This is a genomic window from Caldisphaera sp. (assembly GCF_046536515.1).
GTDB lineage: Archaea > Thermoproteota > Thermoprotei_A > Sulfolobales > Acidilobaceae > Caldisphaera.
The window spans coordinates 1-11119 of record NZ_JAWDMQ010000042.1; the positions used below are offsets into that span (position 1 = coordinate 1).

Sequence of the window (11119 nt, forward strand, 5' to 3'; positions counted from 1 at the left end):
GAGTGATGAGGCCTTGTGATTAATAGTCATTAAAAGTGACTATTAGTCACGATAAAGGTCGAACTCTAACCCTTCTTCCTCTTTTTTCTTATATTCTTTGCTCTCTTCATTTCTATTAAAGTACTCTAATATTTTTGAGACGATTGATGGACCTATACCACTTATTTTTAGTAAATCTTTAGGATTAGCAGTAGCTAAATCAGCTAAACTTTTATAGCCAGAGTTATAAAGCCTTCTCGCTCTAACACGACCGATCTCTGGTATAGATATTAACTCAAATAGCTCAGGTTTAATCCCGCTCTCGATTCTTTTTTCCATCAATTTAAACTGAGCAACTACATCGTTAGGAATTCCAATTACCTCTAATATCTCTCCTAAAGATCTTGCTATCCATTTTGCATTATCAATTAAAGATGCTATATCCCCTGGACCTATATTATAATTTTCTGTTATTTTATCTTCTGGAACTTCATTAATCCAATCCTTTAAAACGAACATTGTCTTGATAACTTCAACCTCTTCCGGTCCCATCCAATCTATGATATCTACAAGTTCATATGCATCTTCCAATACCCTATCCATTATTTTATCTTCTTCCGATTTACTTACTATAAAGGGATTTATATCAGGCATTGATGAAATGATATATAAGATTATAGACTCGCTAAATTTCTTTACTTTGCCCAATATTCTCTTAAGAATTGGTATGCTCTCAGGGTCAAGATAAGTTTTTGAAGTAACGTAGCCTAAATTTGTTGAAAACAACTTATTGCTATCTGTCTGTATTAAACCCCAATCAATTAACTGCTTTATGGCAGTATTTAATAAACGTGAAATAGTTTTTTCACCCCTCTGAAGATAATATAAAGTGTTCTTATGTAAGCTCATTATGCTTTCCTCATCATTAGAAATACCTGATGCTATAGCTCCCAATACAGAATGCCTTAATCCTCTAAGTCCTGAGAGTTTGCTTTCTAGTTTTTCCAAACTTCCATTTATATATACTTGAATCAATTCTTCAGAGCTATCAGATCTCTTTGCAATTATTATAGCTTCACCGTAAGGATCCAAACCAGGCCTACCAGCTCTACCTGCTAATTGCTTATATTCGGAGACTTTTATTGGAGATCTATAACCCCTCTCATATCTATAGTATTCATCTACTATAACTCTCCTTGCCGGCAAATTAACGCCTGCAGCAAGGGTAGGGGTAGCTATTATTGCTGATATAGCATTATTTACAAATGCCTCTTCCACAATGCTCCTTTGCTCATTTGAAAGGCCTGCATGATGATATGAGACTCCATTTAAAATTAGTTGAGCCAACTCTTCTCTTAAGCTTTTAGGCCCACCTGTTGAAAGTATTTTCTTTGCATAATTCTTAGCCATATTTTTATTATAACTATAATATTGATGGAATGATGAAGCCTTTTTAGCTAGCTGTACAACCCTTTTTCTTGATTGCGCAAAAATTAAAGATTGTCCTCCATTACTTGATATGTCTATAGCCAAATCAATACTTGGCTCTTTAGATATTATACTAACTTCTCTCTTTTTACCATCGGAAAACTCTATTATACCATCTTTATAAACCCCTTCATAAAGCGGAACTGGCCTCCATGAAGAATAAACTAAATCTGCATTTAACCATCTGGCTATTTCATCAGCATTTGGCACAGTTGCACTTAATGCAACTACCTGTAAACTCGGGGTTTTGTATAATATCTTCGATATCAATGTTTCTAAAATTGGACCTCTTTTTTCATCATCTACATAATGAACTTCATCTATAACGACACATCCGATCTGTTTTAATATATCAGGTGAATTTCTTATTATAGAATCGAGCCTTTCATAAGTTGTTATTAAAACGTCAGCTTTAGGAGGTCCTTCCTCATAATCTCCTATGCTAAGCCTTACCTTGTATCCCATTTCCTCTATTTTTTTAAATTCTTTATATTTCTGAGATGCAATGCTTCTTAACGGTGCTGTATAAATAGCTCTCTTATTTTCTCTTTTTAAGGAATTTATTATTGCATCCAATGCTACAAAAGTTTTTCCAGAGGCTGTTGGAGATGCAATCAATATGCTTTTTCCGTTTTCTAAATCCTTTTCTAAAGCCAGCTTCTGCGGCGGATATAAGGTCTTATAACCCATAATTCTCATTAAATCCATTGTTATGCTATTCGTCAATCTTATTCCCATAATTCTTTCTCTGTTCAAAGGTTTTAACTTATAAACATGTTAAATTTTAAAGAAATTAATTTGATAAAGCGAACGACAAACCCCTAGAAGGGGCGGAATAAAGTTTTTTTAAGTTTAGAAACTTATTAAAAATTGAGACAGCTGCTAAAGGGGTATGCGTCACTGAAACATGAGGTACGCCTCTACCCCAACTAACAAGTGTAATAAAATAAGACTCCAGGCCGATCAACCCTTAAAGCATGAGGAGCGGGAGCCGATTTCTCCCGCAATATCGGCTTGGGGGATAATAGAGTAGCACCCATAAAAGGGGTGTAACCCTTAAGACCTCAGGGAACTCGCCCTTCAGGGCGGGGAGGAGGTCAGAATATTAATGGGCTTTATGTCAACCTTGAATAGTAAGAACTCCATAATTTTATTATTTTTAAGTAGAAGCACTCATACTTATCAATGAACTCTCTATTAAAAACGCTATTAAAACATCGTTTATTTCTAAATAGGACTTAATTTAAGAAAATTATGCTGGCTTAAAGCAGTTATTACGTGTTTCAATAATTAAGCCTTCCTTATGAACTTTTTGTATGGCCTCTATTACTTTATCTTTTTGTATTTTTTGAGTATTAACAATTTCATCAACAAGGTCGTCTAATTTTGCACAAGGTTTATCTTCAGTTAAACGCTTGAGCGTATCTACGACCAAACTCATTAGTCTTCTTGAATGAAAGCTTGATCCAGTAGTTATGATGCCTATGTCAATAGTATTTGATTCTATATCTAGACCAACACTCGTTAAAAATGATATAGTTAACCTTATTGCTTCTTCTGCATCTTCTTCTGTAATTTCATTTTTTAAAGATACTTTTGCATGTGCTTCTGCCAACCTTACTATAGCCTCAAGTTGTCTTGCCGTTATAGGAACTGGCGTTTGTCCACCCTCTTGATTTCCTATATTTAATGCACTACCCCTCAAAGTAACAAAGAAGGATTCTATCAGATTTTTTGCTTCTTCTGTTAGCTTTGGTTTAACATATCTCTTTGCATATATAACGTATTTCTTTAATAATTGCGGATCTATTTCAGGAGCAAATTTATCATAATCACTGTGAACATCTAATATATGCCTTGCTAGTCTTTGATCTCTTTCCTTATTCATTTCATCCCTAACAACAAAAATTAAATCAAATCTTGATAATATTGTTGGAGGTAAGGTAACATTATCAGGAAAAGGTTTATTTATATCATACATACCCCACTTTGGGTTACCTGCAGCCAATACGCTCGCTCTTGCATTTAACCTAGCAACAATTCCTGCTTTAGATATGCTTATTGTCTGCTGTTCCATAGCCTCATGAATAGATACCCTATCTTCTGGTCTCATTTTATCAAACTCATCTATTATTGCCAGCCCTCCATCTGCTAAAACAAGAGCGCCTGCCTCTAAGTAGAATTCTCCTGTTCTTGAATCCTTTACTACAGTTGCCGTCAATCCTGCTGCAGTAGATCCTTTACCGCTAGTAAACACTGCTCTAGGCGCAACTCTAGATGCAGATTGAAGTAATTGACTCTTTGCAACACCCGGATCTCCTACAAATAATAAATGTATATCCCCTCTTATTCTCGTACCATCCGCTGCTTGTTTAGGTATACCACCAAATAATTGTAAGGCTATGGCTTCTTTAAGATCCCAATGACCGTAAATTGTTGTACCTATGCTGGATATTATCTTTTCCCTAATCCATGGATCTCTGCTTAATTCTAATATTTTTTCTTCATCCTCTCTTGTTATACTTATTTCCTCTAAAACTTTTTCTGAAACTTTAACACTGTTTGCTTCAATATAAATCTCAAATAGAGGGCTTAAAGAAGTAACCCCTGTTTGCTGTAATTTGACAATACCAACTATTGTTACCCTATCGCCGGGCCTTGCTATATCTACTAAATCATCAATTAATTGAACTGGAATGCTTCTGGGCATTTGGCCACCAGGAACGTCTTCAGGCTTTTCTTGCACAGTTAATTCTTGCCAATCTATATATAATGATTTTCCTTTAATTAAGGTAAATTTACCCCCTGCTTCACCACAAACCGGACAAATTGTAGGTTTTTCTATCTTATCTTCAATGTATTCATTTTCTTCAGAGGGCCAATAAAATTCTGCATTACATCCCTCTTTTTCATGCCTAAATGTAGCTTTGATCATTTTACTTCTTATAGGGTGCATCCTCGTAATTATGCCTTCAACCTGTATTAACTTACCTGAATGGTTTGTTCTAATTTCTCTAATTTTTATTGTATCAAATAAACCGTATACTCTTATATGGAATTTCCCTTTCTTTTCGGCATATGATGAATCTTCGCTGGAAACTATGTCTTTTAGAGTATCACCAAATTGTATTAAAATATCATCAGGGTTGTCTATAAGAGCTTCAGCTAATGCAGTGTTGTATCTATATAAGTCAGGATAATCTATGTTTAGACTTGACATATCCATGTTCATCATTCTGTGTATTCTTTCAACATATTTAAATGTTCCTGTTGAATCCCTATAATTCCTTAAAAAATCCTTAAACTTCTCTCCATAACTTATTTGTTGTGTAACTTCTTTACTCAACTCCCATCAACCCCTTTGATAAAGACAAGACATAATTTTTCCATGAACTAATTATATCTTTGATCATAACATAGACTAAAACTTCCTCGGGCGTCATACGATCTTTTAAATCGTCACCATTAGTTTGAGACAATCTTATTATTTTTAACAACCTATTTTCTGAAAGCTCGATAAAGTTCTTTTCCGCTACTTCCCTATCATTTATAAGCATATGCGTTGGTGTTTTTGCAATTGCATTATCCAGGTTTTTTATAAGATTACCAATTTTTATATAGAAGTCTTGAGGTAAAGATGTTAATTGATTAGGAGCCTGATTCTTTTTTTCTCTAAAATGATAAGTGTTTATATAATTTATATCAACCTCTTCATCTTTAATATCAGCAACCCCAATGCTTTTTAGGTATTCTGCTTGCCACATTGGTATATCAATTTCGTCCCCTTTCTTTGCATTAATTGTTCCATCTGGAAAAGATAATACATAGTCTTTTTTCATCATAACTCTTTTTCGTCTAACTATTGAATCATAACTTAATAATTTTAGTCTTTTTTCAAATTTCAACTCCTGTACCCATTTTTTAATAGAAACGGAAACGTATAAGGAAGTTTGAGCCCTTTTATTAAATTTCCTTCTTTATTTTATTTTCTACCTTTACGTTAGTGATAAAAGTATCTGGATACATGCCATTGGAATCTTTTTCATATTGTTTAACCATATCCCATACGGCTAATAATCCAGCTGTAACGCCCGCTAATGCATCCATTTCTACTCCTGTTTCTGCCTTCGTTTTTACTTTAACAGTTATCTTTACTTTATTCTTTTCATATGAAAAATTAACACTTACCCCTGTTATTGGTAAGGGGTGAGCAAGAGGAATAATTTTAGATGCATCTTTTGCAGCCATAATTGCAGCTACCGAAGCAACTGCTTCAACATCTCCCTTTTCAATTTGTTTGTTTAATATTTTTTTAATGGTTTCTTCTCTTAATTTTATTTCACCGCTAGCCATAGCCTCTCTATATATAATGGGTTTGTTTGTAACATCTACCATTTGCGCCATTTTTTCACCAATTAAGTTTATGTGCCCAAACCTTAAAGGTTTTCAATTTCTTTAAAGATCTCATATAAACCACTTATTTTAGGATCTCTAAGGTCTATCATGTAAATTCTAAGCCTTCCATACCTTTTTTCTTCAACTATACCCATTTCCTTTAGATCCTCCATATTTTTAACTATAACATCATGATGTAAACCAGTTAGCTTAACAAGCCTTGATATATTTACTTGACCTTCTTTCATTAAAACTTTCAATATCCTTACTTTACCTTTACTTGCCAAAACTTTTTCTATATCCATTTTTCTTCACTAGTTTGGCTTTGGACTTCCTACCCTATCTAATAATATAGATTCTATTACTTCTTTCAACCTTTCTGGAGGAATATCTAAGGGTAGCCTTATTATAGTAGTCTTACCTCTAATACCTTTACCAGAAATCCTTGTCTCAACTAATCCCATGTTACTAAGGTTTTTTATGTATTCGTAAAATTGTGTGTGCTTTCTAGGTTCTTCACCATAATTACGGGCTAGATGGAAGTATTCGTCTTCAACTTCACCGCTAGTAAGCCAACCACCCTTGCCTATCAATAAATCAGATATAGACTGTAATATTAAGAGTTCATGAAGACTTAGAGACCTTATTATATCTAGCGGTATATTGGAAACAGCGTCTGCACTCAAAGCATTTCTAACATGCTTTTCTTCTATTTTATTAGAATTCTCCGCATCTGTTATCTCAGCTGCCATTCTTAAGGTTAGTATTGCTTTCCTAGCACTACCATCTCCACCTTTCGTATCTGTATAACCATAATATTCAGCTATCATGTTTAAAATTTCTTGATCGTAAGCGTTTTCATAAAGCCCTTCAATAGCTCTTTGCTCAATTATAGTCTTTAATTCCTCACTATTATATGGTCTCAAATAAACTCTGAACCCTATTTGCGATTCGACTTGAGGTATCCTTTCTTTCATATAAGTTAAAACTCTAAAGTCTTGAGAAACCAAAAGAAAATTGAGCCTATTTATATTATCTTTAGGAGGTATCTCTTCATAAACTCTTAAAAGCAAGTAAAGTTCATCATCACTAAGCTTTGTAGACATAAGCAATGATTGAAACTCATCTAATATAATTAATGCATGCGCATCTTTTATATAAAGGAAATCTGATATTGCTTTTAATACTTCAATAGTAGCATTACCCCTAACCGGTATATTCATTTCCAACTCTGATACTATCCTAGATAGTATTTGATGTAAACTCGGAGCTCCATAAACATTTATGTAAACAGGTTTGAAGTTCATACCCTTATCTTCCGCTTTTTTAAGTAAAATCCTTGAGACATACTTTGCTAATGTTGTTTTCCCTATTCCGACCTTACCTATAGATCCGTAAACAACAGAAACATCAGTAGAACCTAACCCTTCTCCAAGCCGAGATAAATATCTTGAAATTAAAACATTAGCTTCATTATCTCTAACTAGTAAAGTTGATGGTATGTATGTTTCGTCAAATACGGCTCTATTTGCAAATATTTTTCCTGCCATCAGGTAACCCCTTCCATATCATTGTATCTAATAGTAGTTATCACTTTCAGTAACCTCTTTAACTAATCTCACTCCCGCAAGTGAAAGTATTTTTTAAGAAATCTGATATACTTTTTGCTAAATTAATAAACGGTAATACATGACGGCCCGCATTTTCTGATAATACCGCTTGCTGATATATAATTTTCTTCTATGCTCTCTAAAACAAGGGCATAATTTGATTTTTTAGTTAATTTATAACCGTTATTAATAATAATATTAGAAATATCCTCTTCTTTCACTTTTTCCTTCAAAGGTTCCCTAAGATGAACTATCAATTTTATAAACCCTTTAGGTAAATCAGATAAAGATTTTTTTATAACTAAATCTAATTTATTATCACATATTTTAACAGGTATAACTCTGCTAATGAAAGCATGACTATATAAAGAAAAATTCTTTATAACTTCATATAATGAAGCTTGCCTTAGATAAATTAGATAAACTCCCTTGTATTTTGATGGAACTATTGATGCCTGATAATCTTTTTCAAACACGGTATCGCTTATTTCTTCAAATGCCCAGGATTGCTTATTAGGCAATGAAATAGCTATCAAACTTGGGCAGACGGGCATATCTCTTTCAGAAAACATTCATGGCACCTCGGTTTTTTTGATTTACAATAGCTCCTCCCAAAGGTTATCATCAATTTATGTGCATTTCTTGATAGTTCCTTCCCAAAAAAGTCCATAAGAGCATTTGATATATCTTTATAAGACTTTTTATCTGATAAACCCCATCTTAATGCAATTCTCTTAATATGTGTATCAACTGGAAAAACAGGAAACTCTCTAAAAAAAGATAAAAATACATCACAAGTTTTTTCGCCAATACCGGGTATTTCCATAAGTTCTTTTTTTAGTTCCAATGGATCTTTTTCTATTAAATATTGTTCTCCCTTACCTTTTATGAACTTAGCAAGCTCAATAATGGACCTAGACTTTTGTTTAGGAAGACCTGCAACCCTTATAATTTCTGACAATTCATCTACGCTTAAATTCATTATATTATTGATATCTAATTTAGTTTTCTCATAAAGATTATTGTATGCCCTTATCGCATTTTTATCTGTAGTATTTTGGCTTAATATAATAGAAACTAGTATTGAGAAAGGATTTTTATTTTTATTCAAAGCAATCATTGGGGAAAATTCGTTCTCATTTATTGTTAAATGTTTTGCCAGCATATCATATACTTCCTTTCCATTAGCCTTAATCCTATTCACAATCTGACCTCCTCCCCGCCCTTCAGGGCGAGGTTTGTCGTTCGCTTTATGATATATAACCATTTTCGCATAGAGAGCTCTCGTTCATTGAGCATTTGCTCTCACTCGGTTTGCCTCAGCACATCTCTATTATTAATTAAATAGAAAACTTATTTATTTTTAAAGCTAAGAGCATTAATATGTGAACTATAAACATTGTTGGCATGTCTTTGGTGCAGAAAGATGAAGGAAATTAAGGTAATGATTCAGCCTATAGGTAATATTAACTTGGAAGAAACAAATTATTTAATAGAAAATTTACCTCTTCACTTTCCATTTCCTATTAAATTATATCCACATTTATGGTCATTACAACCTCCTTTCAATGCATATGATATAAATAGAATGCAATATGATGCTGATCAAATAAATAAATATGTTTATTCGAAATATAAAGAATTTTTAAAAGTGCCAGAATTTTATATATTAGGTATAGCAAGTTTTGATGCATACTATAATAATTTAAATTTTGTCTTCGGATTAGCAAATACTGAAATAAAGGTAGCATCTGTTTATACAAAGAGATTGAAATCAAATGAGTCATCTAAATACAATGAAAGATTACTAAAAGAAAGTATTCATGAGCTAGGTCATTTATTTGGATTAGATCATTGTAGTTCGTATAGATGCGTTATGAATTTCAGCAACGAATTAGCTGATGTAGATAATAAAAGTGCTGATTTTTGTGAAAAATGTAAATCAAGTCTCGTTTCGTTTTATAAAAAATTTAATGCCTAGAATTCAACCAATAATCAAGAGCCCCTATTACATTTTCACCAGATTTAAGAGTGTTCAAAGACATTAATGTATTTACCTCTACAATACCCTGAATCTTCATTATATTTTCTATAGCTTTTGATACCTCCCTTTGAGAAGGGGCCAGCATTTTTACTAAAAATTGATAAGAACCTGTAATTTCATGTATTTCTACAATATAATCCAAATCAACCAATTCTTTTTTTATTTGAGTTATGTTTTCGGCTCTTGCTTTTATTAATAGAAAAACCGTTATTGAAAGTCCAATCTTCAAAGGATCTACCTTTATTGTGAACCCCTTAATTATTTCATTTTCTTCTAATTTTTTTATTCTTAAATATATTGTAGCTTCGCTCAAATTAAGCTCTTTAGCTAGTTGCCTCCATGGTTTTCTAGAATCACTTTCAAGTGATTTTATAATAACTATATCTTTATCATCTATACCTCCTTGTCTCATAGAATTAATCCCCCATATAATTCATTAATTTAAGAGCCAAATCAGGTCTTGATGCTAAAGCTTTAATAATTTTAAATTTGCTCATACCTCCCAAAGCTACTTCAGCGTGAACTTCTGCGGGCATGCTTGATAATAATTCCTTTCTTTTACTTCTATCCATAGACTTTACCCTCTCCAAAATTTTTCTTTGTATTTTAATGGAATTTGTTATTTTTAGCTTAGATAGACGATCCTTAATATCATATCCGTTAATTATAGAATTAGCGAGTTCTATACCAGAAATTAATGATGGCCTTATTCCTTCACCGGTTAACGGTAAAACAAAACCAGCCGCTTCACCAATCTTAGGAAAATTATAATCAAATTCAAAATCAACGCCCCCAACCGCTATCTGTGCCCCTTTAATTGATGAAATCATTCTAGATTCTTTCAAATACTCATTATTATCTATAAACTTGTTCAACAATTTAATCAATTCCTCAACATTTCTATATCCGCCTACACCAACCTCGATTTCATCACCTAAAGGGAATATCCAATAATATCCTACAATATCTGTATCAAAAAATATAATTAATTTTTTTGATCCTTCCAAATTTTTTGATTTAACGATTGTCTGAACAGCATCTATTTTTTCTCCCTTATAAAATGGAAAACCTCCCGCTATGATAGCACTTTTTAATTCCTTTATATTACCGTTTTCTCTTACATTGTGTTTTAATGAGTTAAAACCCGAATTTTTTATTAATTCTGAACCAGACTCTATAATTAAAGATTCTAAGAAATTTTCTTTGTCTAGAATATACCCTTCTAAGAAATTTTCTTTGTCTAAAACCATAGTATCATCAACATACATTGTTACCCCATTTATTGTTTGAATTATATTTTGTTTGCTTATTTTTATAGGAAGATCTTTTACAGATGGTACACCAAGACCACATGGTTTTATAGCCAGCCTTTTATTAGCTTCATAAACTTTTACTTTATATCCATTTTTAGATAGAACATAAGCTGCAGCTGCACCAGCTGGACCAGATCCAATTATATTATATTCTTGCACTTTTTTCCTCCCTTTAATAAAAGCCAAAAACAAAAGTATAATTCTTTAACTCGATAAAGGTTAAGGATGCTGAAGTCCCCTTTTATTAGAGAAGGGATGGATAGCTTACTATTGATAAAGTGAACGACAAG

Annotated in this window: 12 protein-coding genes; 2 read left to right on the forward strand and 10 right to left on the reverse strand. The window is 32.7% G+C overall.

Going from position 1 to position 11119, the window contains the following annotated elements:
• Positions 1-42 precede the first annotated feature (42 nt).
• Positions 43-2223, reverse strand: coding sequence for a DEAD/DEAH box helicase (locus RXO53_RS06265; protein WP_410713390.1), 2181 nt, complete (start codon positions 2221-2223; stop codon positions 43-45).
• 151 nt (positions 2224-2374) lie between these two features.
• On the opposite strand from RXO53_RS06265, the gene RXO53_RS06270 reads away from it, so the two are divergent.
• Positions 2375-2500 (forward strand): hypothetical protein, encoded by a 126-nt coding sequence (locus RXO53_RS06270; RefSeq protein WP_410713391.1) that lies wholly within the window; start codon positions 2375-2377, stop codon positions 2498-2500.
• 219 nt (positions 2501-2719) lie between these two features.
• Here RXO53_RS06270 and mcm read toward each other — a convergent pair whose 3' ends face one another.
• The 7 genes from mcm to RXO53_RS06305 form a co-directional block, all read right to left on the reverse strand.
• On the reverse strand, positions 2720-4813 hold the full coding sequence (gene mcm / locus RXO53_RS06275) for a minichromosome maintenance protein MCM (RefSeq protein ID WP_410713392.1): 2094 nt from the start codon (positions 4811-4813) through the stop codon (positions 2720-2722).
• Positions 4806-5372, reverse strand: a complete 567-nt coding sequence (locus tag RXO53_RS06280; RefSeq protein ID WP_410713393.1) for a GINS complex subunit Sld5 — start codon at positions 5370-5372, stop codon at positions 4806-4808. The genes mcm and RXO53_RS06280 overlap by 8 nt, the downstream gene beginning before the upstream one ends.
• Positions 5373-5430: 58 nt before the next feature.
• Positions 5431-5892 carry a cyclic pyranopterin monophosphate synthase MoaC gene (gene moaC, locus RXO53_RS06285; protein WP_410713401.1) on the reverse strand — a complete coding sequence of 154 codons (462 nt, stop codon included), beginning with the start codon at positions 5890-5892 and terminating at the stop codon, positions 5431-5433.
• An 11-nt stretch (positions 5893-5903) separates the two neighbouring features.
• Positions 5904-6167, reverse strand: a complete 264-nt coding sequence (locus tag RXO53_RS06290) for an ArsR family transcriptional regulator (RefSeq protein WP_410713394.1) — start codon at positions 6165-6167, stop codon at positions 5904-5906.
• 9 nt (positions 6168-6176) lie between these two features.
• Complete coding sequence (locus tag RXO53_RS06295) at positions 6177-7412, reverse strand: Cdc6/Cdc18 family protein (RefSeq protein WP_410713395.1); 1236 nt, start codon at positions 7410-7412, stop codon at positions 6177-6179.
• Positions 7413-7534: 122 nt separating this feature from the next.
• Positions 7535-8044: a hypothetical protein gene (locus tag RXO53_RS06300; RefSeq protein WP_410713396.1), complete on the reverse strand. Its 510-nt coding sequence runs from the start codon at positions 8042-8044 to the stop codon at positions 7535-7537.
• Positions 8005-8676 (reverse strand): endonuclease III domain-containing protein, encoded by a 672-nt coding sequence (locus tag RXO53_RS06305; protein ID WP_410713397.1) that lies wholly within the window; start codon positions 8674-8676, stop codon positions 8005-8007. The genes RXO53_RS06300 and RXO53_RS06305 overlap by 40 nt, the downstream gene beginning before the upstream one ends.
• 222 nt (positions 8677-8898) lie before the next feature.
• Between RXO53_RS06305 and RXO53_RS06310 the strand changes: the two genes are divergently transcribed.
• Positions 8899-9453, forward strand: a complete 555-nt coding sequence (locus RXO53_RS06310; RefSeq protein WP_410713398.1) for an archaemetzincin family Zn-dependent metalloprotease — start codon at positions 8899-8901, stop codon at positions 9451-9453.
• Here RXO53_RS06310 and RXO53_RS06315 read toward each other — a convergent pair.
• Positions 9443-9928 (reverse strand): Lrp/AsnC family transcriptional regulator, encoded by a 486-nt coding sequence (locus tag RXO53_RS06315; RefSeq protein ID WP_410713399.1) that lies wholly within the window; start codon positions 9926-9928, stop codon positions 9443-9445. The two genes, RXO53_RS06310 and RXO53_RS06315, sit on opposite strands and share 11 nt — an antisense overlap.
• A gap of 4 nt (positions 9929-9932) precedes the next feature.
• Complete coding sequence (locus RXO53_RS06320) at positions 9933-10988, reverse strand: NAD(P)-binding protein (RefSeq protein ID WP_410713400.1); 1056 nt, start codon at positions 10986-10988, stop codon at positions 9933-9935.
• Positions 10989-11119 lie beyond the last annotated feature (131 nt).

Bases quoted from the DNA above. Each gene is read 5' to 3' on its own strand.
- RXO53_RS06315 (WP_410713399.1), bottom strand. From the start codon at position 9,928: ATGAGACAAGGAGGTATAGATGATAAAGATATAGTTATTATAAAATCA.
- RXO53_RS06290 (WP_410713394.1), bottom strand. From the start codon at position 6,167: ATGGATATAGAAAAAGTTTTGGCAAGTAAAGGTAAAGTAAGGATATTG.
- RXO53_RS06310 (WP_410713398.1), top strand. From the start codon at position 8,899: ATGAAGGAAATTAAGGTAATGATTCAGCCTATAGGTAATATTAACTTG.
- RXO53_RS06300 (WP_410713396.1), bottom strand. From the start codon at position 8,044: ATGTTTTCTGAAAGAGATATGCCCGTCTGCCCAAGTTTGATAGCTATT.
- RXO53_RS06295 (WP_410713395.1), bottom strand. From the start codon at position 7,412: ATGGCAGGAAAAATATTTGCAAATAGAGCCGTATTTGACGAAACATAC.
- RXO53_RS06270 (WP_410713391.1), top strand. From the start codon at position 2,375: ATGAGGTACGCCTCTACCCCAACTAACAAGTGTAATAAAATAAGACTC.